This window comes from Nocardia iowensis (assembly GCF_019222765.1).
GTDB classification, from domain to species: Bacteria; Actinomycetota; Actinomycetes; order Mycobacteriales; family Mycobacteriaceae; genus Nocardia; species Nocardia iowensis.
In genome coordinates, this window is sequence record NZ_CP078145.1 from 5,602,948 (window position 1) to 5,628,929 (window position 25,982).

The window sequence follows — 25,982 nt, forward strand, 5'->3', positions numbered from 1 at the left end:
CGATCTACCTCTTGCAACGCCCGACGCCCCCGTTTTTCTCCCGATTCCGCCTGAGAGCCCGCTGAGACCTGCTAACCGCCGGGGCGGACCAGGCCGGTTTCGTAGGCCAGCACTACGGCCTGAACTCGGTCGCGGAGGCCGAGTTTGGTGAGTACGCGGCCGACGTGGGTTTTGACTGTCGCCTCGGAAAGGAAGAGCTGCTCGGCGATTTCGGCGTTCGAGCGGCCTGCGGCGATCTGCTCGAGTACTTCGCGTTCGCGGGCGGTGAGCACGTCGAGGACGCCGGGGTCGCGCATGCGGGCCGGGTCTTCGGCGATGAGCCGGTCCAGTAGGCGCTTGGTCACCTTCGGGGACACCACCGCGTCGCCGCCGGCCACGCTGCGGATGGCGGAGATCAAGTCCTCCGGCGGGGTGTCCTTCAGCAGGAAGCCGCTGGCTCCGGCGCGCAACGCACCGAGGGCGTGTTCGTCGAGGTCGAAGGTGGTCATCACGAGCACGCGGCAACCGTGCCCCGCTTCGACGATCCGGCTGGTCGCGGTGACACCGTCCACCACGGGCATCCGCACATCCATCAACACCACATCGGGCCGCAACTCCGCCGCCCGGCTGACCGCGGCCGCCCCATTCGCCGCCTCCCCGATCACCTCGATGTCCGGGTGCGCGCCGAGCACCATCTTCAACCCCATACGCATGAGTTCCTGGTCATCCACAACGAGAACGGTGATCGGCACGCCCCTAATCTAACGTGCCTACCCCCGCACCTCTGCTTGCCCGCCGCGGCTACTCCGGGAAGCCGGGGTTGAGGGGGATGGTGGCTTGGACTTGCCAGGCGCCGTCGGGGGAACGGCCGGTTTCCAGGGTGCCGCCCAGGACGGCGATGCGTTCGCGCATGCCGACCAGACCCATGCCGCTGCCTTTGATGCGGATCGCGGGCTCGTCGAGGGGGACGCCGCCGGTGTCGGTGATGTCGACGGTCACGTCGGTGTCGCGGCGGCGAATCCGCACCCACGCCTTGGGGTGCGGGCCCGCGTGCCGCAAGGTGTTGGTGAGCGATTCCTGCACGATGCGGTGCACACCGAGGCTGACCTCCGGCGCGATGTCGTCGAGTTCGCCGGTCAATTCGAGTTCCACGGCCAGGCCGGTGCCGCGCATCATCTCGACCACCTTCGCCAGACCCGCGGTCCCGTGCTGGGGCAACTGGTCGGGCGCGTGTTCGGTGCGCAGCAGTGCGACGGTCCGGCGCAATTCGCGCAGCGCCTCCCGCCCGGTGCCCGCGATGGTGGTGAGCGCCTGCTCGGCCGCGTCGGGATCGCGGCGCAGCGCATATCGCGCACCATCGGCCTGCACGATGATCACGCTCACCGCGTGCGCGACCACGTCGTGCAATTCCCGTGCGATGCGCGTTCGCTCGGCGGAGACCGCGTCGTGCGCCCGGCGCTCCTTGTCGTAGTCGGCGACCGCGAGCCGCGCCGCGACCTCGGTGTCGTAGGCATGCCGCGCGCCGATGAATTCCGCCAAGGTCCAGCACAGCGCGAAGAACATCACGGTGAAGATGCCGTCGCTGGCCGGTTTGTCCGCCACCGCCGCGTACGACAACACACTGTCGACCACCAGACCGGCCGCGAACCACAGCCCGTCCCGCCGCCCGACGTAGGCGACCAGCGTGTAGAGCATGATGCCGAGGCTGAACAAAGTGATGTGCTCGGCCTTGTGGTCGTCGGTCACATACTGCACCGCGGTCGCGGTGAACGACAGCAGCAGCGTCACCGCCGACATCGCCTTCGGGTATATCCGCCGGAACACCAGCGGCAGCGGCAAGAACACCCCGATCGCGAGAAACGCGACCTTGCTCTCCGCGGTGGTGACCCCGAAGACTTCGAGCACGAACAGGACGAACGCCAGCATCGAATCCGCAACGATGGGCTTCCCGCGAAGCCACAGACTGAACCGACGCACGACTTCAGCCTAGGTCTACCGTCCGGTATCCCAGCGCACCCGCCGCGTGCCGCTTCCGCCACGGTCGCACTCGGCAGTGTGTGCCGCACACATCAGCGTCCGGTCGAGCCGCGGTCATGCACCGAGTGCGCCCGCACTGGACTGCTAACTGGTCCTGGACACCCGATCTGGTTGGCTGACCGCGTGCAGATCGGCGATTGGGTGGTGTTGTTGACCGCGGCGACGGCCGCGGGCTGGGTGGACGCGGTGGTCGGCGGCGGCGGCTTGATCATCCTGCCGACGCTGTTCCTGGTAGCGCCGACCATCACACCGCAGACCGCGCTCGGCACCAACAAGATGGCCGCGGTGGCAGGCACCGGCGCCTCGGTGGTGACCTTCGCCAGGAAGGTCCCGATGCGCTGGCGGGTGCTGCTACCGGCCGCGGCGATCGCCGCGGTCACCTCAGGAACCGGTGCCGCCGCGGTGTCGTTGATCGACCGCGACCTGTTCATTCCGATCGTGATGGTGGTGCTCGTCGCGGTCGCGGTATTCGTCACGCTGCGCCCGTCGATCGGCGTCACCCTCGCCACCCATCCGCCGACGCGGCGCAAGTTCATTCTCACGATCGCGCTGGCCGCGGGCCTCGTCGGCTTCTACGACGGCCTGCTCGGTCCCGGCACCGGCACGTTCCTGATCATCACCTTCGCCACCCTGCTCGGCACCGAGTTCGTCCGCGCCGCCGCGATGGCCAAGGTGATCAACTGCGGCTCCAATGTCGGCGCGCTGATCTTCTTCGGCGCCACCGGCAACATCCTGTGGGCGCTCGGCGCGGCCATGGCGGTGGGCAATGTGGCGGGCGCGATCGTCGGCTCGCACATGGCGTTGCGCAATGGCGCGAAGTTCGTTCGCGTCGTGCTGCTGGTGGTGGTCGTCGGGATGGTGATCCGGCTGGGCTGGCAGCAGTTCGGCTGATCAGGCCCGCGTTTCGACCTGCGACGCGAGCCACGGCTTCAGCACCCGGGAGGTCGTCTCGTGGATCCGCTTGTGCAGCCGCTCCCCGTCCTCCGTACCGTTCAGCGGCTGCTGGAACAGCACGGTGAGCGCACCGGATACCGCGCCGACGACCGCACCGACCAATGCCGCGGCACCGACCTCGTCCAGTTCGGCCGGAAACGCCACATGCAACTGACGGGCAATCTCCCGCTGCGCGACCAGCTGCGCGTGCGCGGCCCGGCCACTCACCGATGGCACGGTGCGCGACACCTGCGCGCGCAACGCGGCGATCCGAGCGTTCAGGTCGTCGACCAGATGCTCGCCGGGATTGTCCCCGGCCGCGCGCAATGCCCGCAGCAACACCTCGACCGGCCGCTCCCCCGGCCGCCGGCTGGCGATCGCGGCCACCGCGGCGCGCACCCGTTCGTCCGTCTCCGGGAAGAGTAATTCTTCCTTGCTGGCGAAGTAGTTGAAGAAGGTGCGGGTCCCGACATCGGCCACCGCGGCGATGTCGGCCACCGTCGTTTCTTCATAGCCTCTCGTCTCGAAAAGCTCTACGGCTGCCTCGAGCAGGGCTCGGCGGGTACGTTCGCGTTTGCGGTCACGAAGGGCGGATGGCGGCACGCGGGCACAGTACGGCATTTCGCGAGGCAGACGCGGTAAGCGCAGGTTCCGCGCGTGCCGTTCACCCCGCCCACCGGCCTGCGGTTCATTCTGTGCCACTGTGCATTTCATGCTGGTTTGCACTCGATGCAAGATGGCACGGCGTGTATTCGCGGCAGGCGCAGGTGCACTACCACCCGACCGACTAGGTTGGACCGAGTGAGCATCGCGACTTCCAAGGATGTGGACGCCGAGTTCCTCGACCTGCCACTGGCCGCGCTCGCCGACGCCGCATTGACCGCGGCGAAGGCGGCGGGCGCCGAGCACGCCGACCTTCGGGTGCATCGGCTGGTCACCCAGTCGATCCGGCTGCGTGATGGGCGGGTCGAGTCGATCTCCGACAACGCCGAGCTCGGTTTCGCGGTCCGGGTGATCGTCGACGGGACGTGGGGTTTCGCCTCGCACGCCGCGCTGACCCCGGACACGGCCGTCGAGGTGGCCCGTACCGCGGTGACGGTGGCGACGACCTTGCGCGCACTCAACCGCGAACGGGTCGAACTCGCCGACGAGCCGATCTACGACAACGTGTTCTGGGTATCGGCCTACGACCTCGACCCGTTCACCGTGCCGACCACCGACAAGGTCGCACTGCTGCAGGACTATTCGGAACGACTGTCCGGCGCGGACGGCGTCGACCACGTCACCGCGGGCCTGCTGCAGGTGAAGGAACAGACCTTCTACGCCGACACCGCGGGCTCGACCATCACCCAGCAGCGGGTCCGGCTGCATCCGCAGCTCGAGGCGACCACGGTCGACTCCGCGGCGGGCGTATTCGAAACGATGCGCACGCTGGCCGCCCCGGCAGGCCGCGGCTGGGAGTACGTCACCGGCGCCGACGGAATCTGGGACTGGCAGGGCGAACTCGCGCGCATCCCGGAATGGCTCGCCGAGAAGGTGAAGGCGCCGACCGTCACCGCGGGCCCGACCGACCTGGTCATCGACCCGAGCAACCTGTGGCTGACCATCCACGAGTCCATCGGCCACGCCACCGAGTACGACCGGGCCATCGGTTACGAATCCGCCTACGCGGGCACCTCGTTCGCCACCCCCGACAAGCTCGGCACCCTGCAGTACGGCACGCCGATCATGCACGTCACCGGCGACCGCACCGAGACGCACGGCCTGGCCAGCGTCGGCTACGACGACGAGGGCGTCGCCGGACAACGCTGGGATCTGGTGCGCGACGGCATCCTGGTCGGCTACCAACTCGACCGGGTCTTCGCCCCGCGCCTCGGCCTTGACCGCTCCAACGGCTGCTCCTACGCGGACTCCGCGCACCACGTCCCGATCCAGCGGATGGCGAACGTCTCGCTGCAACCCGACCCCGAGCGCGACACCAGCACCGAGGAACTCATCTCCCGGGTCGACAACGGCCTCTACATCGTCGGCGACAAGTCCTGGTCGATCGACATGCAGCGCTACAACTTCCAGTTCACCGGCCAGCGGTTCTTCCGGATCCGCGACGGCAAGCTGGACGGCCAGGTTCGTGACGTCGCCTACCAGGCGACCACCACCGACTTCTGGGGCGCCATGGAGGCGGTCGGCGGGCGGTCCACCTGGCAGCTCGGCGGCGCGTTCAACTGCGGCAAGGCGCAACCCGGCCAGGTCGCGGCGGTCAGTCACGGCTGCCCGTCGGTCCTGGTGCGCGGCATCAACATTTTGAACACCCGGACGGAGGCGGGACAGTGAGCGTGCACGTTATTGCCGCGGGCGAGGTCGTCGAGCGGGCGCTCGCCCTGTCCCGCGCCGACGAGGCGATGGTCATCGTCACCGACGCATATGACGCGTCGCTGCGATGGGCTGGGAATTCGATGACCACCAACGGGTCGTCGGTGTCGCGGGAATGGTCCGTCGTTTCGATATTCCGCGACGGCCCGCATTCGGCGCGCGTCGGCACCATCGGTTCCACCAGCGTCGACCCCGCCGAAATCGAAGCGGTGGTGCGCCGGAGCGAGCAGGCGGCCCGCACCGCCGAACCCGCCAGGGACGCGATGCCGCTGCTCGAACCGGACGCTCCGGTCGACGACTGGACCGACCCGCCGGGCAGCACCGGCATCGAAGTGTTCACCGACCTCGCCCGCGACCTGTCCACCGGCTTCGACAACAGCGACCGTCTCTACGGTTTCGCCCACCACACGATGCACACCACCTGGCTGGGCACCTCGACCGGACTTCGGCGGCGCTTCGTCCAGCCCACCGGGTCGGTGGAGATCAACGGGAAGCGTGGCGAGGGAGCCGACTTGGCGAGCGCCTGGGTCGGTGTCGGCACCGCCGACTTCACCGACGTCGACGTGCCGGGCATGCTCACCGAGCTGTCCCGGCGCTTGGACTGGGCCAAGCGCAAGGTCGACCTGCCAGCGGGCCGCTACGAAACCCTCATGCCGCCCTCCACCGTCGCCGACCTGATGATCTACATGAACTGGGAGATGGAGGGTCGCGGCGCGCACGAGGGTCACACCGCGTTCTCCCGCGCGGGCGGCACCCGAATCGGCGAGCGGCTCACCGACATTCCGCTGACGCTCTACTCGGACCCGAGCGCGAGCGGGCTGGAATATCAGCCGTTCGTCGCGACTTCCGCGTCCTCCCAGGCGATGTCGGTCTTCGACAACGGCCTGCGTGCCGAGCGGGTCGACTGGGTGCGCGAGGGCGTCATCCAATCGCTGGTCTACCCGCGCGCCACCGCCGCCGAATTCGACGCTCCCACCACGGTTCCCGGCGAAAACCTGCTACTCACCGGCGGCTCCGACGCCTCGCTCGACCAGATGATCGCCCGCACCGAACGTGGCCTGCTACTCACCACGCTCTGGTACATCCGCGAAGTGGACCCGGCCAGCATGCTGCTCACCGGGCTGACCCGCGACGGTGTCTACCTCATCGAGAACGGCGAAGTCACCGCCGCGGTCAACAACTTCCGCTTCAACGAGAGTCCGCTGGACCTGCTGCGCCGCACCACCGAGGCGGGGGCCACCGAGATCACTCTCCCCCGCGAGTGGAAGGACTGGTTCACTCGAACGGCCATGCCGCCCTTGCGAATCCCCGACTTCCACATGTCCTCGGTCAGCCAGGCGACCTGATCACCCGACGGGGTCCTCGCCCTGCGGCTTGCCCGGTCAATCGGACATTCGGTACTCCCCCGCCTCGAGCCGTTCCAGGACACCGTCGGTCCAGCCAGCGAGGTTCCCGAAGACGCTGCTCCACAGTTCCAGCAGGTCCGTCGAGTGCGGCGGCTCGTCGCGACCGGGGAAACTCGGGATCATCTCGAGCAGTCCGGTGCGGACCTCCTCGCTGCGGCGCCGTTGCTCCCGCAGCTTCTCGATCACGTGCGCGCGGGGCAGTGCGTCCATGAACGCGATGCCCGCGCCGAGCTCCTCCATGTCGATGCTGACCAGCGCCTCGTCCATCAACTTCAGGAACTCGGCTTCGCCGTCCTCGGTCAGCTGGAACAGCGTGCGGCCTGGCCCCTCGCTACTGCCCTCGGTGCCGTACGCGCTCAGCTTGCCTTCCTGGGTCAGCTGTTTCAGCGCGTGATAGATCGAACCCGGTTTGACGTTCGTCCACGTTTCGGCACGCCAGGACAGTAATTCGCGCCGCACGGCGTAGCCGTAGGTGGGCTGACGCAGGCGCATCACCCCCAGCACCAACAGGCGCACAGCCGACATGGACGACCTCCTTCAGATAGGAAATTTCTACAGTAGTCAAACTTGACTTCCGCGCCGCACCGACTCTAATCTCGGGTAGTCAAAATTGATTACCGCAGGTAGTGGGAGGATTTCATGGGCGACACGGTGGTACCGGTGATGTGGGGCGGCAACCTGACCGAGACGCTCGAGTTCTATCGGGTACTCGGCTACAAAAAGACCTATGAGCAGACCAGCCCCTACGTCTACGGCTCGGTGGAACGCAACGGCTACGAACTGAACTTCTACCGCGACAAGAAGGACGGCCGCAGCGCCGAGGAGATCGATTACGGCTGCCTGGTCTACGTGGACGAGGTGGCGACCTTGCATGCGGAATTCAGCGCCGCATTGCGCGAGCACTACGGCAAAATCCCCGCGCGTGGCATCCCGCGCATCAGCCGCTTCCGTCCGGGCCAGACACGCTTCACCGTGGTCGATCCCGGCGGGAACTCGATCACCTACATCCAACGCGACGAACCGGAATACGAGTACGGCGGTTCCCGCAAACTAGAAGGGCTGCAACGGGTTCTGGACAACGCGCGGATCCTGCGCTTCTCCAAGGAGGACGACGAGGCGGCCCGCAAAACCATCGAGTCCGGACTGCGCCGCTTCGCCGCCACCGCGTCGACGCTCGACAAAGCCCATGCGTTGGCCGAGCTCGCGGAACTGGCTGTGGCGATGGGCAATTCGGCCCGTGCCGCCGAATTGCGCGGCGAGATAGCGGGACTCGATCTCACCGACGATGAGCGGGCCGAGATCGCGAAGCACCTCGAGATTGCCACGAACCTGCAGCAGTGGCTGGACGACTCCGAGTAGTCCCGACCCGGATGGTGGCCCCCTCGGCCACCATCCGCAAGGACCTACGCCGCGCGGGTCAGCACGTCCGGACCGTCTTCGGTGATGGCTACGGTGTGTTCGGAGTGGGCAGTGCGGGAGCCATCGGCGGAACGGAGGGTCCAACCGTCCGGGTCGGTGATGATGCGGGCGGTGGTGCGGGCGAACCAGGGCTCGATGGCGATGGCGAGGCCGGGGCGCAGTCGATAGCCGCGGCCCGGGCGGCCATAGTTGGGCACGTGCGGATCCTCGTGCATGGTCCGGCCCAGTCCGTGACCGCCGAATTCCGTGTTCACCGGGTAGCCGTAGTCGCGTGCGACAGCGGAGATGGCGGCGGAGATGTCGCCGATGTGGTTGCCCGGCACCGCAACCGAGATTGCCGCGGCGAGTGCCTCCTCGGTGGCCCGCACCAGACGCAGGTCCTCCTCGGCCGCGGCGCCGACCACGACGGTGGTCGCCGCATCACTGACCCAGCCGTCGATGCCGACAGCCAAGTCCATGGTGAGCACATCACCGTCGCGCAGCTGGTAGTCGAACGGAAGCCCATGCAGCACCGCGTCGTTGACCGAGAGGCAGACGGTATTGCGGAACGGGCCACGGCCGAACGACGGCGAGTAATCCCAGTAGCAGGACTCCGCGCCGCGCTGCCGAATCCGCTCGCGCACATGGGCTTCCAACTCCAGCAGGTTCACCCCCACCTGGGCGAGCCCGCGCAGCTCGCCCAGCACCTCGGCAACGAACTGCCCGGTGACCCGCATCCGCTCGATCTCACCGGGCGTCTTCAACTCCACCATCAATTTCCCCTATCTCGGTATTTTAATACCACCGTAGCGCTTGCGGTATTTAAATACCAGCCATACTCTGATCACATGGTCCGTCTCCCGTTGACCCCGGCTCAGATCGACGCAGGTCGTCGCCTCGGCACCGCCCTGCGCGCGGCCCGCGCCGACCGCGACCTCGCCGACGTCGCCCGCGCGGCGGGCATCTCGCCGGAAACACTGCGCAAGATCGAGACCGGCCGCCTCCCCTCCCCCGCCTTCGGCACGGTCGTCGCGCTCAGTCTCGTCCTCGGCCTCCCCCTCCAAGACCTCGCCGACACCTGGCGCGCCGCAGGCCTCGCCCAATCCGCCTGACCATGATCAACGGGACGTGGTGGTGGCATCGTGATCATGAGCCGTTCGGCTGCCGGGTGATGGCGAGGCCGACGGAGCCGTCGAGGCCGCGGAACAGCTTGTGCAGTTTGATGAGGACCGTGCCGATGATGCCGTACTTGCGGGAGACGAGATCGCGGACCCGCTGAGTGCCCTCGGCGTCGAGGAGCGTTGCGGTGCCCGTGAATACCTCGTCGCCCTTCGGGCGTCCGCGCGCGTCCGACTGCTGCAATGTCACGTCGGGAGTGCGCCGGATGCGCTTGACCTTCCAGGTCTTCGAGTTGGTCCAGACGACGATCCGGTCGCCGTCCGGCGCCACCCACACCGGCGTGCCCACCGGGGTGCCGTCCTTCTTGTAGGTCGTCAGCAGCGCGAATTTGCTCGCGCCCAGCTCGTTCCATGTCATATCGAGAACGGTAGGCCGCCGGGTCGGGCGCAGCATCCGTCCACGGACTCAATTTCGCAGTACGCGCGGCGACGTACCGGCCGGTCCGCGCCCGCCGGTACGACTCAACCTCGATAGGCGCGGAAGAAGGAGCGCACGTCGTCGACGAACAGCTGCGGCTGCTCCAGCGCGGCGAAGTGCCCGCCTTCCGCGTACTCGGTGAAGTGCTCGATATACCCGCCCGGGTTCATCACCCGCGCCATCAACGGATTCGTGTTGAAGACGGCCCACCCTTGCGGCACGCCCGACGGAGCAGTCCAGGCCATGCCGGAATGCGCGGTCTCCCAGAGGAACTGGGCGGCGGAAGCGCCGCTGCGGGTGAACCAGTAGATGCTGATATTGGTCAGCAGCAGATCACGGTCCACCGCCTCGCCACCCGAGCGAGCCGGGTCGGTCCAGACCTGGAATTTCTCAGCGATCCAAGCCAATTGAGTGATCGGTGAGTCGGTCAACGCGGCGGCGATCGCGTTCGGCTGGGTGGACTGGAGCACCAGGTAACCCTTCTGTTCCGACCACTGCACTTGCGCGGCTTTGATCTGCGCCAACTCGGCATTGGTGAGACCGTCCGGCATCGGCAGTTGCTCACCCACCAGACCGAGCATCCCCTGGTCGCTGTTCACATGCGTCGCGATGACCCGCTCCGGATAGTTCGCGGCCAGCCGGCCGGTCACTCCCGCCCCCACATCGCCGCCTTGCGCCACGAACTTCTCGTAACCGAGCCGCGTCATCAGTTCCGCGAAAGCCTCTGTCGTCCGTGCCAACTCCCACCCGGTCGACGCCAGCGGTGTGGAGAACCCGAACCCCGGCAGCGACGGAATCACCACATGAAACGCGTCCGCCGCATCGCCACCGTGCGCGATCGGATCCGTCAAAGGTCCGATCAGATCGAGGAATTCGACCACCGAACTCGGATACCCGTGCGTGATCAGCAGCGGCACCGCCCCGGACTGCGCCGACCGCACATGAATGAAATGAATCGTCTGCCCGTCGATTTCGGTCGTGAACTGGTCATGCGCATTGAGCTTCGCCTCCTGCACCCGCCAGTCGAACCCATCCCGCCAGTACTCGGCCAGTTCCGCCAGGTAGGCAGGCGCTATGCCACGCCGCCAATCGTTTTCGGTCCCCGGTACCGCATGCGGCAGCCGCGTGTGCGCGAGCCGATCGCGCAGCTCATCGAGCTCGGCCTGCGGAATGTCGATGCGGAAGGGGCGGATCGCTGTGTTCGTCATGAGAACTACTCTCGCGGCAATCGCGGAAGACCTACTTCCGCATTAGCCCGGTCCAGGCAAGTTTTTTGGTTTCCGGTATCCAACGTATTCGGTTGCGCTGAACCCGATCGCTTTCTAGTGATACATTCCTAGATGCGCATATCTACGTGAGAGCATGCCTTATGGAACCTTCGACCGCCCAGCCGCGCGTAGCGGGTGTCGGCAATCAGCCCGTGCACCCGGCGCCACATGGGCGTCCGGGTGCACGGCAGCTATCAATTGCTCAGGCGTACAGGGACTTTCCGGTCTCCAGCAGGGTCTTCAGATCGCTCAACGTCTGGTTCCAGCCGCCGCCCGCGCCCGGCAGCTGACCGCCGCATTGGGCCGCGGTCTGCGGTGCCCCGGTCACATCGTGGGTGACGGTCAGCACCGAGACGCCGTCACCCCCTTCTTCGATCTCGTAGGTGAGCCGGGTGAAGTCTTCGCCGAGAAACAGTGCGCGCCAGGTCTGTACGAGCCGACGCGGCGGGTCGGCCTCGATCACCTCGCCGTCGATCACCACATTCGGCGCACCGAGCTCTTTCATCGCGGCACTGGCCAGCCCACGGAACGCGCCGCCCGGACGCAGGTCGTATTCGACCGGTGCCTGGTAACCGAATTTCACGGTCCACTCCGGCTTGGTGATGGCGTCCCAGATCGCCTGCGGGGTCGCCTTGATGTAGACCCGATAGACGTTCACGGTGCGGGCCGTGGTGTCGGCTCCTGATGTCATGGCTTGCTCCAGTTCGTACTTGAGGTCGACGAGCGCTGCCGCGGCCCGCTCGGTGTATTTGCCGATCCACCGGTCGTGGATCAGCCGGATCGGCACCGGATTGAGGAAGTGCAACTTCTCCCGGCCCGAGCGGCGGGTGACCACCAGCCCCGCGTCCTCGAGCACCCGTAGATGCTTCGCGACACCGAATCGGGTCATCGCCAGCTCCGACTCCAACTCCCCCAGCGTGCGACCGTCGCGGGCGAACAGCAGGTCGAGCAGGAACCGGCGACTCGGATCGGCGAGCGCTTTGAACGCCAGGTCGTCATCTGCCACCTCACGACAATATGTGACCAAATGGTCACATGTCAACGGCGAGCGTTCTCTCGCGAGCGGAGCTCGAGTGGTGCGGCGAGCCGCTAACTGTCGACGTGCACGTGTGGCCGTCGGCCCGGGACCCGCTCGGCGCGGCGCAGGATTTCCCTGGTGACCGGCGCGTCCTCGCCCTCGCCGACGAACAGGAACTTCAGCAGGTTGACGATCGGATTGCCTTCGGACCATTCGAAATAGACATGAGGTTGCAGGCCGGTGTGGTCACGGATGGAGAGCAGAATCGCGGCGATCGAGTTGGGGACGGCCGCCGCCTCGACCCGGAGAATCCGATAGCGGCCCACCTCGACACCGGTCACCCGCAGATCGGTGCTGAACTCGGAGGGGTCCTGCACGATGACCTCGAGGAAGAGGATCCGATCACCCTTCGGGATGTGGCTTTCCCAGCACTGCTGCGCCTCTTTCCGGGCGTACTCGTCCGGCCCGCGGTGCTCGAAGTCGTGGGTGACGATCCGGATCACCCCGGCCGCCGCCGCCTCATCGAGAAACCGGCGTGCGGTCTCGTCGAACGTCACCTCGATGGCGCGCAACTCGAAGGCGCGCCGGACCCGGGACGCGAACGACACCACGATGATCGTGACGATGAACAGCGACGCCAGTTGCACCCCTTCGGGTCGCTCGAAGATGTTCACGATCGTCGTGTAGACGAACACCGCCGCAACCGTGCCGAACCCGAACACTTTGGCGCGCTCCCCCTTTCGCGCCGCCGACAGGGTCACCGCGACGGCGGCGGAGGTGATCAACACCAGCACGCCGGTCGCGTACGCCGCGCCCTGCGCATCGACGTCGGCATCGAAATACCAGGTGATGCCGAACGCGATCACCGCGAACACCAGCACGAGGGGCCGCACCGCCCGCGCCCACTCGGGCGCCATCCCGAACCGGGGCAGGTATCGCGGTACCAGATTCAGCAGCCCGGCCATCGCCGAGGCGCCCGCGAACCACAGGATCGCGATCGTGCTCACGTCGTAGATCGTGCCGAAGGCGTTGCCCAGGTATTCGTGCGCCAGATACGCGAGCGCACGGCCGTTCGCCGCACCGCCGCTCTGGAATTCCCGTTCCGGAATGAGCACGACGGTGATGAAGCTGGAGACGATCAGGAACGCACTCATGATCAGCGCCGCGGTGGTCAGCAGTTTGCGCGCACCCGCGATCCGGGTGACCGGATCGTCCTCGGATTCCCCTGGTGCGCCGGCGATCTGCGGCATCACCGCAACCCCGGTCTCGAAACCGGACAAGCCGAGCGCCAGCTTCGGAAAGACCAGCAGCGCGATACCGACCATGGCGAGGACATCACCGTGCTGCGTGGTCATCGCGTGCGTCCAGTCCACGATCAGCCCGCTCGCGGTGAACACCTGCCACAGCCCGACCGCGGCGACCACCACGTTCAGCGCCAAGTACGTGCCGACCAGCGCGACCGCGATGCCGATCGCCTCACCGAACCCCTTCAGGAACACGGCTGCGAGCAGCCCGAGCAGGATGAAGGTAATGAGCAGCGGATGATCGTGCAGCGGCGCGGGCGTGAACGGATTCTGCACGATATGCGCCGCGCCGTCGGCGGCGGACAGCGTCATCGTGATGATGAAATCCGTTGCCGCGAAACCCAATAGCACCAGGATGAACAGCTTGCCCGTCCACTTGGACAGAAACCGGCTGAACATCGCCAGCGAACCACCACCGTGCGGGCTCTCCCCGGCCACCCGCCGGTACACCGGCAACGCGCCGAGCAACGTCAGGGCGACGAGCACCAGCGTCGCCAACGGTGAGAGCACGCCGGCGGCGACCGCCGCGATCCCCGGCTGATAGCCCAGTGTCGAGAAGTAGTCGACACCGGTCAGGCACATCACCTTCCACCAGGGCCGCTGCTGATCGGGGGCGTCGACCCGGCGGTGCGGGCCGGGATGGCGGGCGTGCTGCTCGTCGTCGGCGCCGGCCAGCAGCCAGGACGAGAGCTTCTCCGAGGTGGTCGTCACCGAACTCCTGAGCGTCGGTCCGGTCGCCCGGAGTCCCGTCCAGATCCGAGAACAATCTACGCGGGCCAGGTCGCCACCGAAGGCAACGACAGACCCGCCACCGTGGTGTCGCGCTTGCCCACCGACCGCGAGCGCGACGCCCATTTCCCGACGTCGGCCCCGGCCCAGTCCTTACCCTGAGGACAAGGGTTCCCTCGACGTACGCGGAGGACACCGATGATCGAGACCGCGGTCCTCATGATCGACCTCCAGAACACCTACATCGCCGACGACGGTGTCCGCGACGCATTGGGCTGGCCGCCGATCTGGCGACTCGACGAGGTGGTCCGCGAATGCGCCGACCTGGCCGTTCACGCGCGCCGCCGGGAACTTCCGATCATCTACTCGCGCATGGTCCCCGCTCCGGCCGGGTCGGTCGGCATCGGTCCGCGCCCACGCCGCCATCTCCAACATCGCAGGCATCTGGTGCCGAAACTGGCCACCGAGCACCGCGAATGGAAGACCCGGATCCTGGATGCCGTCACGCCACAGCAGGGCGACCTGGTCCTGTTCAAAACCCGGCACAGCTTCTTCGCCTACACCGAACTGGAGCCACTGCTGCGCAACCTGGGCGTGCACCGGCTGGTGGTCGCGGGCCTGCAGACCAATGTCTGCATCGAAGCCACCGTGCGCGCCGCCCTGGAACGCAACTTCGAGGTCGGCGTGCCGGACGACGCCGTCACCACCGACGGTCCGGCGCTGCACTACGGCTCACTGAATGCCATGCGCGTCCTTTACGTCGAAGTCGCCCCATGGCGGGAATTGCTGGCACCGGACGCACCGTGGGATCGGGCGTACACCACCCGCGACTACGGGCGTGATCCCGAATATTGGAGCGGCCCAATCCCCTCGGCACCGAATGCACAGCGGGGACCTCAGCAGATAGCTGAGGCCCCGCGGTCGTGCCGACCAGTGTCCGAGTAATTTCCTCTGGGCCCCGGCCTCGATACATGAGGCTCTCACACTTCCGGCCGTTCGGCGCACCGAGCGAAGACGCGATCGGTGAGCTCATGCGCCCGTGCATTTGCACGAGCGACGGGGCCGCGTTCTTCCACCGGAATTACCGTCCGAAAGTTGTTCATAGATAACGAATTAGCAACATCACCGGCCCGTCGTGCCCAAACTGTTCGCTTCGCTGTCAACCGTCGCATGCGAAGAATTCGCCGATGAGCCACCTCGCGCTAACGGTCCGCCCGCTACCACCGAATTACCGCTGGGCTAGCCTGTTCCGATGTTCTTGGCCCAGATCGTCGCCGCGCGGGTACCGAGCCGAATGCTGTCGGTGTTCGTGCGGAATGCGGAGTTGCTGAAGTTCCTGACCGTCGGCGCGATCGCCTTCGTGACGACCTCGGTGCTCTTCTTCGGCCTGAAATGGACTGTGCTGGACGGGAAGCCGGTCACCGCGAACGTGGTGGCCGTGCTGATCGCGACCGTGGTGTCCTATGTGCTGAACCGGGAGTGGGCGTTCACCGCGCGCGGCGGTCGGGAGCGCCGTCACGAAGCGGCACTGTTCTTTCTGGTGGCCGGCGTCGGCATGGTGATCAACCAGTTGCCGCTGGCGGTTTCGGCCTACCTGTTCGAGCTCCGCACACCGCACGTGTCGGTCTTGGTGGAGAACATCGCCGACTTCGTCAGCGCGAGCATCATCGGCACCCTGCTCGCCACCGTTTTCCGCTGGTGGGCCATGCGCAGATTCGTTTTCCCCGATTCGATGGAGCCTGCCATCGAACGTGCCGAACCGGTTGCCGAGACGCGAGCCTGACCGTGCTGGTTGCCATCCCGCCGGGACAGGTGACTCTGTCGGACCGGCGCACGCAGCGCAGCTGGCCGGTCGAGGTCGCGCCATTGCTGATGGCAGCGGTTCCGGTCACGCAGGAGCAGTACGCGCAGGTCACCGGCGAACGACCGAGCAGCAGCCACGGCGATTATCTGCCTGTCGACAGTGTTTCCTGGTGGGACGCGGTGCGGTTCTGCAATACCCTGTCGATCCAGGAGGGGATGACACCCGCGTATCACCTCGCCGACGAGGACGCCGAGTGGAACGCCGCCGCCGACGGTTACCGACTGCCGACCGAGGCCGAGTGGGAGCACGCCTGCCGTGCGGGCAGCACCGGCCCGCGCTACGGCCCGCTCGATGAAATCGCCTGGTACCGCGGCAATTCGGACGAGCACGTGCACGAGGTGGGCGGCAAGCGCCCCAACGCGTGGGGCCTGTACGACATGCTGGGCAACACCTGGGACTGGTGCTGGGACATCTACGACGCCGAGGTCTACGGCAGCTACCGGGTGCTGCGCGGCGGCGGCTGGTTCGACGAGCACTGGAGTTGCCGGGCTTCGGTCCGCCGCCGCAGCCACCCCACCCTGCACCTGGACGACGTGGGATTGCGCCTCGCCCGGTCGATCGTGCCCTGATCTACCGGCGCTGACCACCGCACTTGCTCGTCCGCGCGGTCCCATGCACGATCGGTTAGGTGTGCGACGCATGGCGACGTCCCCTTGATCCGCCGCATTCGAAGCCGACGGCGGGCTTGGCGATGCGGCTCGACAATCTACCCGCGACGCCCGGCCGGACCGCCGACGACTACGGTGCGGTCATCTTCGACATGGATGGCGTGATCACCGACACCGCCGCGGTGCACGCCGCCGCGTGGAAGTCGCTGTTCGACCAGGTGCTGCCCGAACTCGACGGTGCGGCAGCACCATTCGATGTCGACGCGGACTACCGCAAGTGGGTCGACGGCCGCAGCCGGGAAGACGGGGTGCGCGCCTTCCTGAAGGCTCGCGACCTGGAGCTGCCCGAGGGCGAGCCGGACGACGGCCCGGACCAGCTGACCGTCGCCGGACTCTCGGCGCGTAAGCAGGAGTTGTTCGCGACCGAGCTGGACCGTGTCGGGGTGCACGTGTTTCCCGACGCGCGGGAGTTGCTCGAACGGCTCCGGTCGGCGCGGGTGCCGACCGCGCTGGTGACGTCGAGTCGCAACAGCATCGCGGTTCTCGACGCGGCGGGTATCACCGGATACTTCACGGCCCGCGTCGACGGCAACGATGCGGTGCGGATGGGGTTGCCCGGCAAGCCCGATCCCGCCATGTTCGTCGAAGCGGCGCGCCGCCTGCGCGTCGATCCGATCGATGCCGTGGTCATGGAGGACGCCACCGCGGGCGTCCAGGCCGCCGCCGCGGGCGGCTTCGGCCTCGTCGTGGGGGTCGACCATACCGGGACCGCCGACGACACCGCAGCACAACTCGAAGCCGCCGGAGCCGACATCGTTGTCAGCGACCTCACCACCCTGCCGCTGACCGCGGACGCGCACGCCACCGCGGACGGCCACGGCCAAGCCCGCTGGTGCGGCGGTGCGACCACGGCGGGCCCCGGCGGCTGGGATCTGGTCTACGACCGATTCGACCCGGCCCAGGAAGGTACCCGGGAAGCGTTGTGCACGTTGGGCAATGGATATTGGGGCACGCGGGCGGCGGTACCCGGCACCACGGCAGATTCGGTGCACTATCCCGGAACCTACCTCGCCGGTATCTACAATCGGGTCACGTCCGATCTCCACGGTCATCCCTTCGAGACCGAGCATCTAGTCAACGCTCCCGACTGGGCGTTCCTGACGATTCGGCCCACCGACGGGCCCGTGCTGCGCCCCGGTTCGCCCGAAATGCTCAGCCACCACCAGGATCTCGATCTGCGTGCCGGTGTGCTCACCCGCAGCAACCGCTACCGCGACAGCGCGGGCCGCACCACTCGGATCACCTCACGGCAATTCCAGTCGGTGACCGATCCGCACCTCGCGGCGCTGGAACTCACTGTCGAAGCCGAGGATTGGACCGGGACGATCACCGTGGCGTCGGCGATCAACGGGCAGGTGGCCAACCGCAATGTGGTCGCCGACCGCGGCTTGGCGCACAACCATCTGCGCCCCGGCGGCAATGCCGAACTCGATTGCGACACTGTGCTGTACGAGGCGATCACCAACCAATCCGGCCTCACGATTGCCATGGCGGCCCGCACCCGTACCTGCGCCACGGTGACGGATCGCCGGTTTCTTGCCGAGAACGCCTGCCCCGGACACGAATTCACGCTCGAACTGCACCAGGGTCGGCCGGTCACCATCGATAAGATCGCGGCCGCGGCCACCTCCCGCGACCGCGGGCTGTCCACCGCTGCCTCGGACGTTGCCAACCGGATCGGCGAAACACCCGACTTCGCCGCCCTGCTCGAGGCGCATGTCGATGCGTGGACGCAGCTGTGGGAGCGCTTCGGCATCCGGCTGAGCGATGGCCGCTCGCACCGACTCGCCTTGAACCTGCACGTCTTTCACGTGCTGCAAGCCACCGTCGCCGCCGGTCCCGATATCGATGCCGGGCTGCCCGCGCGCGGACTGCACGGCGAGGCCTATCGCGGTCACATCTTCTGGGACGAGCTGTTCGTCTATCCGATGCTGACGCTGCGGCGGCCCGCGCTGACCCGCGCTTTTCTGCTGTACCGGTACCGGCGGCTCCCGCGTGCTCGCGCCGCGGCCCGCGCCGAAGGGCTCGACGGCGCGCTGTTCCCCTGGCAGAGCGGCAGTGACGGGCGGGAGGAGACGCCGAGCACGCTGTTCAATATTCGCAACGGCCAATGGATGCCGGACAACTCGCATCGCCAGCGCCACATCGGACTCGCCATCGCCTACAGCGTGTGGCAGTACTACGAGGCCACCGCCGACCTGGGTTTCCTCGCCGACTACGGTGCCGAGATCCTCATCGAGGTGGCGCGGCTGTTCGCGGGTCTCGCCGAGCACGACCCGGTCGAGGATCGCTTCGACATCCGCGGGGTGATGGGGCCGGACGAGTATCACGACGGTTACCCGGACGCGCCGGGCCTGGGCCTGCGCAACAACACCTACACCAATGTGCTGACCGCCTGGATCCTCGCGCGGGCCGGTGACGTGGTGGAACTGCTCACCGGGCGGGACTGCGATCTGCTGTGGAATCGGTTGCGATTGCGGCAGGACGAACCGGCGCACTGGGACCGAATCAGCCGACGTCTGCGGATCCCGTTCCATGCCGACGGCATTATCAGCCAGTTCGACGGCTACGAGGACTTGGCCGAATTCGACTGGGACCGGTATCGATCCCGCTACGGCAATATCGGCCGTCTCGATTTGATCCTGCAGGCCGAGGGCGACACCACCAACCGCTACAAGCTGTCCAAGCAAGCCGATGTACTGATGCTGTTCTACCTGTTCTCCGCCGAGGAGCTGCGGGACATCTTCGATCGTCTCGGCTACGCGTTGCCACCGGAGCTCATCCCCCGGACCGTCGACTACTACCTGGCCCGTACCAGCCACGGATCCACGCTGAGTCGCCTGGTGCACGCGTGGGTGCTGGCCCGGACCGACCGTGCGCTGTCCTGGCGGCTGTTCACCCAGGCCCTCGACGCCGACTTGGCCGACACCCAGGGCGGCACCACCCGCGAAGGCGTGCATATCGGGGCGATGGCGGGGACGGCCGACATGGTGCTGCGCTGCTACGGCGGCGTCGAAACCCGCCACGACGTACTGCGCCTGCACCCGGTGCTGCCCACCGAGCTCCCGCAGGCGTCGTTCACGCTCAACTACCGCGGCCAGCCGCTCACCATCACCCTCACGCATACCCGGGTCACCGTGCGCCTGCATCCCAGCGCCGCCGCACCGATCCGCGTCCGCGTCGAGGACACCGAGAAGACCCTGTCCTCCGGCCAGACCTGGGACGTCGCACTGGCTTCGGCAGCAAACCGAGCAGACGGCCGTGGGCCGAGGACGGCGTCGGCGACGCCACGGTGAGCGCACCGCGAACGGTGTTGAACTACTGCCTGTTCAGAACCCCGCACTGAATCAGTGATCGGACATTTCGGACAGGTTCTTTCGTACGCTCCACGAAATCTTCGGCGCCGCACATACTGTCCGGTATAGGCATGGCTATCACCCAGACAACGCGCCCGTGATGCCTCCCGCAGGTGTCACATCGACCCGAAGCGAGCGTATACATGGTAATCATCGCTGTGCACGACGCCCTCCTCGCGCAGATCGGCAATCCGACCCCGGAGGCACCGCCGGTCTCGGACAAGATCCTGCAGATGGTCCGCTACCTCACCTGGCTGGTCCTGCTGTCCGGGGTCGCCGGAATCACCTACGCCGGTGGCCGCTTCGCCTGGGAGAAGTGGAGCGGCGGCCCGCTCGACTCGCCGAAGATGCTCGCCGGAGCCATGATCGGCGGCGTCGTCGCCACCAGCGCGGGCACGATCATGAACGCGATCGTCGGCTGACCGGGTCGGCGTTCGATCGCGGAAGATAACCTTCCGCGATTGCTGCGATGATCGAGGAATGCTGGAGACCTCCGCGCGGCTGCTTCGACTGCTCTCACTGCTGCAACTGCATCGCGACTGGACCGGACCCGTCCTCGCCGAGCGACTCGGGGTGTCCACCCGTACGGTCCGCACGGACATCGAACGCCTGCGGACCCTGGGCTACCCCGTGCACGCCACGCCGGGCGTCGCGGGCGGCTACCGGCTCGGCGCTGGTTCCGCGTTGCCGCCGCTGCTGCTCGATGACGACGAGGCCGTCGCGGTGGCGGTCGGGCTGGCCACCGCGGCCAATGGCGCGGTCACCGGGATCGAGGAGACATCGGTCCGCGCGCTGGTGAAACTGCAGCAGGTGCTGCCTTCCCGGCTGCGCCACCGGGTCGAAGCGCTGACCTCGGCCACCGTGCACGTGCCCGGCGTCGGCAGGCCCACGGTCGACGCCGCGGTGCTCACCGCGGTCGCCGGTGCGATCCGGGCCAGCGAGCGGCTGCGCTTCGACTACGAAACACATTCCGGCACACCGTCGCGTCGCGATGTGGAGCCGCATCGGCTGGTGCACTGGCGCGGCCACTGGTATCTGGCCGCGTGGGATCCCGGACGCGGCGACTGGCGCACCTTCCGCGTCGACCGGATGGCGCCGAAGACGCCGAACGGTCCGCGGTTCACGCCGCGCGTGGTGCCGGAGGCCGAGATCGCCGAGCGGGTGCAGCGTGGCGTCGGCGCGGCAACCTGGCGGTATCGCGCGACCGTGCGGATGGCGGCGCCCGCGAGCGAGATTCGAGCAAAGCTTCCGGCGGCGGTGACCGTCGAGCCGGACGGGCCCGATCACTGTGTGGTTCAGGTGGGTTCGGATACGCCGCAGCTGCTCACGTTCTATCTCGGCCTTGCCGATGTTGATTTCGAGGTACTCGACGCGCCTGAACTCGCCGAACAGCTGCTGGTGACCGCCGATCGATTCCGCAGGGCGGCCGGTCACGAATGAAACGGCGGAGCAGCGGAATTCGGTGACAACAGAAACCCGGCCCCGACCGGCGAATTTCCGCCGATCGGGGCCGGGCGGCCACGGTGGGTATTACCCGCCGATTTACGTCGGCTGGTTTGCGCCGGCGATGCCGCCGATGATCCCGCCGATGATGCAACCGGGAACGGCCCCGATTACCAGGAAGATCAGGCCGATCAGGAACCCGATCGCGCAGCCGATCAACACACCGGCCACGGTGGTGCCCGCATCACCGATGAACTGCGGCGCACCGGGCTCCGGCACCGCCGCACCCACCGGTGTCAGCGTCAAAGTGGTTGCGCTGGCGTCTACTACCGGCGCGACCTGCACCTGCTGACCCGACACCGTCTGCATCGTGGTCGGCACGCTGGCCACCACCGCACCGTCCGGCGCCACCACGGAGATGCCCTGATCAGGCGTCAGCACGAACTTGCCGGAGGCAAGCGATACCGTCGCACTCGAGTGGTCCGGCGCGACCGCCGCCGTGTACGCGACGCCCTTGTCGACCCCGCTGATCGCGGCGTCGGCCACTTCTGCCTGACCGTGTGCGGTGGCGGCAGCGATACCCGTGGCGGCAATGGTGATCGCCGTGGTCGCTACCAATTTCTTGATACTCATAAGGCTTTCCAATCTGCTAGCCGATTCGATCACGTTTCCCCGGAAACGGCCGTGGAACACCCTCGATCATGCTCCCTTGACAAGAGCATGTCGAGAGAATTCAGCGAATTGAATTGCCTTGCAAGATCATAGGTTTCAAACTCCCCAACAATTGGGGGGTTGATTTTTTTGTTATTCCAATTCCCCTTCGGTCTCCAGATAGACCTGACGCAACCGGTCCAGCGTCGCCTGCTCCGGGTGCTCCCACAGGTCGCGCTCGGCGGCCTCCAGCAGCCGCTCGGCTATGCCGTGCAGCGCCCACGGGTTGGACTGCTCCATGAACTTGCGGTTCACGTCATCGAAAACGTAGCTCTCCGCCAGCTTCTCGTACATCCAGTCGGCGACGACGTTGGTGGTGGCGTCGTAGCCGAACAGGTAGTCGACCGTGGCGGCCATCTCGAACGCGCCCTTGTAGCCGTGCCTGCGCATCGCCTCCAGCCAGCGCGGGTTCACCACGCGGGCCCGGAAAACCCGCGAGGTCTCCTCGGAGAGGGTGCGGGTGCGCACCGCGTCGGGGCGGGTGCTGTCGCCGATGTAGGCCTCGGGGTTCTTGCCGGTGAGCGCGCGCACGGTGGCGACCATGCCGCCGTGGAACTGGAAGTAGTCGTCGGAGTCGGCGATGTCGTGCTCGCGGGTGTCGGTGTTCTTGGCGGCCACCGCGATTCGCCGGTACGCGGTGCGCATGTCGTCGGCGGCGGGTGCGCCGTCGAGGTCGCGGCCGTAGGCGTAGCCACCCCAGGTGGTGTAGACCTGCGCGAGGTCGTCGTCGGTGCGCCAGCTCTTCGAGTCGATGAGTTGCAGCAGGCCCGCACCGTAGGTGCCCGGCTTGGAACCGAAGATGCGGGTGGTGGCGCGCCGGGCGTCGCCGTGCTCGGCCAGGTCGGCCTCGGCATGCGCGCGAACGTAATTCGACTCGGCGGGCTCGTCGAGTTCGGCGACCAGCCGCACCGCGTCGTCGAGCAGGGCGAGCACGTGCGGGAAGGCGTCACGGAAGAAGCCGCTGATGCGGACCGTCACATCGATACGGGGACGGGACAATTCGTCGAGCGAGATCACCTCGAGCCTGGTGACGCGGCGACTCGCCTCGTCCCACACCGGCCGGACACCCAGCAGGGCAAAGACTTCGGCTATATCGTCGCCGGAGGTGCGCATCGCCGAGGTGCCCCACACCGAGAGGCCCACCGAACGCGGGTACTCGCCGTGGTCGGCCAGGTAGCGGGCCAGCAGCGAATCCGCCATGGCCTGACCGGTTTCCCAGGCCAGCCGGGACGGGACGGCCTTCGGGTCGACGGAGTAGAAGTTGCGGCCGGTCGGCAGCACGTTGATCAGGCCGCGCAGGGGTGAGCCGGAAGGACCCGCGGGGATGAAGCCGCCGTTCAGGGCGTGCAGGACGCGGTCGATCTCGATGCCGGTCTGGCGGAGGCGGGGGACGACTTCGGTTGCGGCGAATCGGAGTACGGAGCGGACGGCGGTCAGGCGGGGGTCGGGGGTGGAGTCAGCCGGTGCGTTGGTGTCGGCGTGTTCGGCGGCGGACTGTCGTGTATCGGGTTGCGCGACAACCGTCGTGGGGGCCAAGAGCGCGGCGGCGAACTCGTCGACCAGTCGGTCGACCGCGTCTGCCGACCAGTCGGCGGCTTGCAGGGCCGCGACCAGTCCGCGGGCTTGGCTCTCGACCACGTCGACCCGGCCGCGCGCCTCGGTGCCGGATTCGTCCAGCCCCAAGGCTTCCCGCAGGCCGGGCACGTTCCGCTCGCCGCCCCACAGCTGGCGGGCACGGAGCATGGCCAACACCAGGTCGACCTCGCTCTCCCCCGCCGGAGCCTGGCCGAGGATGTGCAGGCCGTCGCGGATCTGCACGTCCTTGATCTCACACAGCCAGCCATCGACGTGCAGCAGCATGTCATCGAAGACATCCTCGTCGGGGCGTTCGGCCAAGCCGAGGTCGTGGTCCATTTTCGCCGCGCGCATCAGCGTCCAGATCTGCTGGCGGATGGCGGGCAGCTTGGCCGGGTCGAGGGTGGAGATGTTGGCGTGCTCGTCGAGCAGCTGCTCCAAACGTGAGATGTCGCCGTAGCTTTCGGCGCGTGCCATCGGCGGGATGAGGTGGTCGACCAGGGTCGCGTGAGCGCGGCGCTTGGCCTGGGTGCCTTCGCCCGGATCGTTCACCAGGAACGGGTAGATCAACGGCAGGTCACCGAGGGCGGCGTCGGTACCGCAGGAAGCGGACATGCCGAGGGTCTTGCCGGGCAGCCACTCCAGGTTGCCGTGCTTGCCAAGGTGCACCATCGCGTCGGCGCCGAAACCCTCTGGCGCGCTGAGCCATCGGTAGGCGGCAAGGTAGTGGTGACTGGGCGGCAGATCGGGGTCGTGGTAGATGGCGACCGGGTTCTCGCCGAAACCGCGTGGCGGCTGCACCATCAGCACCACATTGCCGAATCGCAATGCGGCGATGACGATTTCACCGTTCGGATCGGCGGAGCGGTCGACGTAGAGCTCGCCGGGCGGCGGGCCCCATGCTTCGGTCACCGCTTCGCGCAGGTCTTCCGGCAGGGTGTCGAACCACGCGGTGTAGGTGGCCGCGCTGATCCGAATCGGGTTGCCCTCCAGCTGTTCCGCGGTCAGCCAGTCCGGATCCTGGCCGCCCGCTGCGATGAGCGCGTGGATGAGCGCGTCGCCGTCGCGTTCTTCGAGGCCGGGGATCTCGCCGGGTGCACCGAGATCGTAACCGGCACTGCGCATTTCGGTGAGCAGGCGGATGGCGCTGGCGGGGGTGTCCAGGCCGACGGCGTTGCCGATGCGGGCGTGCTTGGTCGGGTAGGCGGACAGCATGAGGGCGATGCGCTTGCGTTCGGCCGGGATATGGCGCAACCGGGCGTAGCGCACCGCGATGCCCGCGACCCTGGCCGCGCGTTCGGCGTCCGGCACGTACGTGGACAGGCCGTCGGCGTCGAACTCCTTGAAGGAGAAGGGAACCGTGATAATTCGGCCGTCGAATTCCGGAACCGCGACCTGGGTGGCGACATCGAGCGGGGACAGGCCGTCGTCGTTGGCCGCCCACTGCGCGCGGCCGCTGGTCAGGCACAAGCCTTGCAGGATGGGCACATCGAGGTCGGCCAGTGCTCCCACGTCCCAGGCCTCGTCCTCACCGCCCGCCGAGGCGGTCGCGGGCTTCGTGCCACCCGCGGCGAGCACCGTCACCACCAGGGTGTCGGCCTGTCGCAGGGTCGCGAGCAGTTCGGGCTCGGCGGTGCGCAGCGAGGCACAGTACAGCGGCAGGGCCCGCGCACCCGCGTCTTCGATCGCCTGACAGAGTGCTTCGATATAGGCGGTATTCCCGGCGAGATGCTGTGCGCGGTAATAGATCACCGCTACGGTCGGAATGTCGACCGCGTCAGCCGAAGTCGGCTGCTCGGCGTCCGTTGCTCGTTGCAGCACACCCCAACTCGGCAACTGCACCGGCGGCTCGAAGCCGTGGCCGGTCAGCAGGACAGTGTCGGACAGGAAGTTGTGCAGCTGCCGCAGGTTCGCCGAGCCGCCCGCGGCCAGGTAGTTGTGCGCGTCGGCGGCGACACCGCCGGGGACGGTCGAGCACTCCATCAGCTCCGCGTCCGGCGCGATCTCGCCACCGAGGGCCACCATCGGCACGCCGCTGGCCCGGATCGCTTCGAGACCGTCCTCCCAGGCGCGCTTGCCGCCGAGAATGCGCACGATCACCAGATCGGCGCCGTCGAGCAGCGCGGGCAAATCGTCCACCAGCAGCCGAGCGGGATTCCCCCACCGGTACTCGGCGCCGCTCGCGCGGGCGCTCAGCAGATCGGTGTCGGACGTGGACAGCAGCAGAATCACAGGTGACGGCCTTCCTCGGGTTACGCGCCCATCGGTTTGCTGCTCGCCACCGGGGTCGGCAGCCAGCGGAGCCGGCGGGTGGGTAAGCCCAGAGG

The 25,982-nt window shown here is 67.4% G+C and carries 22 protein-coding genes; 11 read left to right on the plus strand and 11 right to left on the minus strand.

Features of this window, described 5'->3' with window-relative positions; all coding sequences use genetic code 11:
* Positions 1–71 precede the first annotated feature (71 nt).
* Positions 72–731, minus strand: a complete 660-nt coding sequence (locus KV110_RS25745; RefSeq protein WP_218469844.1) for a response regulator — start codon at positions 729–731, stop codon at positions 72–74.
* A gap of 49 nt (positions 732–780) precedes the next feature.
* Entirely contained in the window at positions 781–1,956 is a 1,176-nt protein-coding gene (locus tag KV110_RS25750; protein WP_218469845.1) for a sensor histidine kinase, read from the minus strand.
* A 183-nt stretch (positions 1,957–2,139) separates the two neighbouring features.
* Between KV110_RS25750 and KV110_RS25755 the strand changes: the two genes are divergently transcribed.
* A complete protein-coding gene (locus tag KV110_RS25755) occupies positions 2,140–2,907 on the plus strand; it encodes a TSUP family transporter (protein ID WP_218469846.1) in 768 nt (255 codons plus the stop codon).
* Here KV110_RS25755 and KV110_RS25760 read toward each other — a convergent pair whose 3' ends face one another.
* Positions 2,908–3,552, minus strand: a complete 645-nt coding sequence (locus KV110_RS25760; protein WP_246633977.1) for a TetR/AcrR family transcriptional regulator — start codon at positions 3,550–3,552, stop codon at positions 2,908–2,910.
* A gap of 198 nt (positions 3,553–3,750) precedes the next feature.
* Here KV110_RS25760 and KV110_RS25765 point away from each other — a divergent pair, with 198 nt between their 5' ends.
* Entirely contained in the window at positions 3,751–5,280 is a 1,530-nt protein-coding gene (locus tag KV110_RS25765) for a TldD/PmbA family protein (RefSeq protein ID WP_393539818.1), read from the plus strand.
* Positions 5,281–5,348: 68 nt separating this feature from the next.
* Positions 5,349–6,665, plus strand: a complete 1,317-nt coding sequence (locus KV110_RS25770) for a metallopeptidase TldD-related protein (RefSeq protein ID WP_218478876.1) — start codon at positions 5,349–5,351, stop codon at positions 6,663–6,665.
* Positions 6,666–6,701: 36 nt separating this feature from the next.
* Here KV110_RS25770 and KV110_RS25775 read toward each other — a convergent pair whose 3' ends face one another.
* Complete coding sequence (locus tag KV110_RS25775; protein ID WP_218469847.1) at positions 6,702–7,250, minus strand: PadR family transcriptional regulator; 549 nt, start codon at positions 7,248–7,250, stop codon at positions 6,702–6,704.
* 114 nt (positions 7,251–7,364) lie between these two features.
* Here KV110_RS25775 and KV110_RS25780 point away from each other — a divergent pair, with 114 nt between their 5' ends.
* A complete protein-coding gene (locus tag KV110_RS25780) occupies positions 7,365–8,084 on the plus strand; it encodes a VOC family protein (protein WP_218469848.1) in 720 nt (239 codons plus the stop codon).
* Between the two features lie 44 nt (positions 8,085–8,128).
* Here the strand turns inward: KV110_RS25780 and map are convergent, their stop codons facing one another.
* On the minus strand, positions 8,129–8,896 hold the full coding sequence (gene map / locus KV110_RS25785) for a type I methionyl aminopeptidase (RefSeq protein WP_218469849.1): 768 nt from the start codon (positions 8,894–8,896) through the stop codon (positions 8,129–8,131).
* 75 nt (positions 8,897–8,971) lie between these two features.
* Between map and KV110_RS25790 the strand changes: the two genes are divergently transcribed.
* On the plus strand, positions 8,972–9,235 hold the full coding sequence (locus KV110_RS25790; RefSeq protein WP_218469850.1) for a helix-turn-helix transcriptional regulator: 264 nt from the start codon (positions 8,972–8,974) through the stop codon (positions 9,233–9,235).
* Positions 9,236–9,269: 34 nt separating this feature from the next.
* Here KV110_RS25790 and KV110_RS25795 read toward each other — a convergent pair whose 3' ends face one another.
* The 4 genes from KV110_RS25795 to KV110_RS25810 form a co-directional block, all read right to left on the minus strand.
* Positions 9,270–9,659: a PPOX class F420-dependent oxidoreductase gene (locus KV110_RS25795; protein ID WP_218469851.1), complete on the minus strand. Its 390-nt coding sequence runs from the start codon at positions 9,657–9,659 to the stop codon at positions 9,270–9,272.
* Positions 9,660–9,763: 104 nt separating this feature from the next.
* On the minus strand, positions 9,764–10,927 hold the full coding sequence (locus KV110_RS25800) for an epoxide hydrolase family protein (RefSeq protein WP_218469852.1): 1,164 nt from the start codon (positions 10,925–10,927) through the stop codon (positions 9,764–9,766).
* Between the two features lie 262 nt (positions 10,928–11,189).
* A complete protein-coding gene (locus KV110_RS25805) occupies positions 11,190–11,993 on the minus strand; it encodes an ArsR/SmtB family transcription factor (protein ID WP_246633978.1) in 804 nt (267 codons plus the stop codon).
* A gap of 83 nt (positions 11,994–12,076) precedes the next feature.
* The gene (locus tag KV110_RS25810) at positions 12,077–14,020 is read right to left on the minus strand and encodes an APC family permease (RefSeq protein WP_218469854.1); all 1,944 of its coding nucleotides are present in this window, start codon (positions 14,018–14,020) and stop codon (positions 12,077–12,079) included.
* A gap of 216 nt (positions 14,021–14,236) precedes the next feature.
* Between KV110_RS25810 and KV110_RS25815 the strand changes: the two genes are divergently transcribed.
* The 6 genes from KV110_RS25815 (at position 14,237) to KV110_RS25840 (ending at position 21,366) form a co-directional block, all read left to right on the plus strand.
* Positions 14,237–14,983, plus strand: coding sequence for a cysteine hydrolase family protein (locus KV110_RS25815; RefSeq protein ID WP_218469855.1), 747 nt, complete (start codon positions 14,237–14,239; stop codon positions 14,981–14,983).
* Between the two features lie 307 nt (positions 14,984–15,290).
* Positions 15,291–15,821: a GtrA family protein gene (locus tag KV110_RS25820; protein WP_218469856.1), complete on the plus strand. Its 531-nt coding sequence runs from the start codon at positions 15,291–15,293 to the stop codon at positions 15,819–15,821.
* 5 nt (positions 15,822–15,826) lie between these two features.
* A complete protein-coding gene (locus KV110_RS25825) occupies positions 15,827–16,471 on the plus strand; it encodes a formylglycine-generating enzyme family protein (RefSeq protein ID WP_218478878.1) in 645 nt (214 codons plus the stop codon).
* 122 nt (positions 16,472–16,593) lie between these two features.
* Positions 16,594–19,866: a beta-phosphoglucomutase family hydrolase gene (locus KV110_RS25830; protein WP_218478879.1), complete on the plus strand. Its 3,273-nt coding sequence runs from the start codon at positions 16,594–16,596 to the stop codon at positions 19,864–19,866.
* A 203-nt stretch (positions 19,867–20,069) separates the two neighbouring features.
* Positions 20,070–20,348 carry a hypothetical protein gene (locus KV110_RS25835; protein WP_218469857.1) on the plus strand — a complete coding sequence of 93 codons (279 nt, stop codon included), beginning with the start codon at positions 20,070–20,072 and terminating at the stop codon, positions 20,346–20,348.
* Positions 20,349–20,406: 58 nt separating this feature from the next.
* The gene (locus KV110_RS25840; protein WP_218469858.1) at positions 20,407–21,366 is read left to right on the plus strand and encodes a helix-turn-helix transcriptional regulator; all 960 of its coding nucleotides are present in this window, start codon (positions 20,407–20,409) and stop codon (positions 21,364–21,366) included.
* 102 nt (positions 21,367–21,468) lie between these two features.
* Here KV110_RS25840 and KV110_RS25845 read toward each other — a convergent pair whose 3' ends face one another.
* Together KV110_RS25845 and cobN are read right to left on the minus strand one after the other, a co-directional pair.
* Positions 21,469–22,002: a DUF8020 domain-containing protein gene (locus KV110_RS25845; RefSeq protein WP_218469859.1), complete on the minus strand. Its 534-nt coding sequence runs from the start codon at positions 22,000–22,002 to the stop codon at positions 21,469–21,471.
* Between the two features lie 171 nt (positions 22,003–22,173).
* Positions 22,174–25,887: a cobaltochelatase subunit CobN gene (cobN, locus tag KV110_RS25850; RefSeq protein WP_218469860.1), complete on the minus strand. Its 3,714-nt coding sequence runs from the start codon at positions 25,885–25,887 to the stop codon at positions 22,174–22,176.
* Positions 25,888–25,982 lie beyond the last annotated feature (95 nt).

Bases quoted from the DNA above. Each gene is read 5' to 3' on its own strand.
- KV110_RS25770 (WP_218478876.1), top strand. From the start codon at position 5,349: ATGGTCATCGTCACCGACGCATATGACGCGTCGCTGCGATGGGCTGGG.
- KV110_RS25775 (WP_218469847.1), bottom strand. From the start codon at position 7,250: ATGTCGGCTGTGCGCCTGTTGGTGCTGGGGGTGATGCGCCTGCGTCAG.
- KV110_RS25780 (WP_218469848.1), top strand. From the start codon at position 7,365: ATGGGCGACACGGTGGTACCGGTGATGTGGGGCGGCAACCTGACCGAG.
- map (WP_218469849.1), bottom strand. From the start codon at position 8,896: ATGGTGGAGTTGAAGACGCCCGGTGAGATCGAGCGGATGCGGGTCACC.
- KV110_RS25790 (WP_218469850.1), top strand. From the start codon at position 8,972: ATGGTCCGTCTCCCGTTGACCCCGGCTCAGATCGACGCAGGTCGTCGC.
- KV110_RS25795 (WP_218469851.1), bottom strand. From the start codon at position 9,659: ATGACATGGAACGAGCTGGGCGCGAGCAAATTCGCGCTGCTGACGACC.
- KV110_RS25800 (WP_218469852.1), bottom strand. From the start codon at position 10,927: ATGACGAACACAGCGATCCGCCCCTTCCGCATCGACATTCCGCAGGCC.
- KV110_RS25815 (WP_218469855.1), top strand. From the start codon at position 14,237: ATGATCGAGACCGCGGTCCTCATGATCGACCTCCAGAACACCTACATC.
- KV110_RS25820 (WP_218469856.1), top strand. From the start codon at position 15,291: ATGTTCTTGGCCCAGATCGTCGCCGCGCGGGTACCGAGCCGAATGCTG.
- KV110_RS25830 (WP_218478879.1), top strand. From the start codon at position 16,594: ATGCGGCTCGACAATCTACCCGCGACGCCCGGCCGGACCGCCGACGAC.
- KV110_RS25835 (WP_218469857.1), top strand. From the start codon at position 20,070: ATGGTAATCATCGCTGTGCACGACGCCCTCCTCGCGCAGATCGGCAAT.
- KV110_RS25840 (WP_218469858.1), top strand. From the start codon at position 20,407: ATGCTGGAGACCTCCGCGCGGCTGCTTCGACTGCTCTCACTGCTGCAA.
- KV110_RS25845 (WP_218469859.1), bottom strand. From the start codon at position 22,002: ATGAGTATCAAGAAATTGGTAGCGACCACGGCGATCACCATTGCCGCC.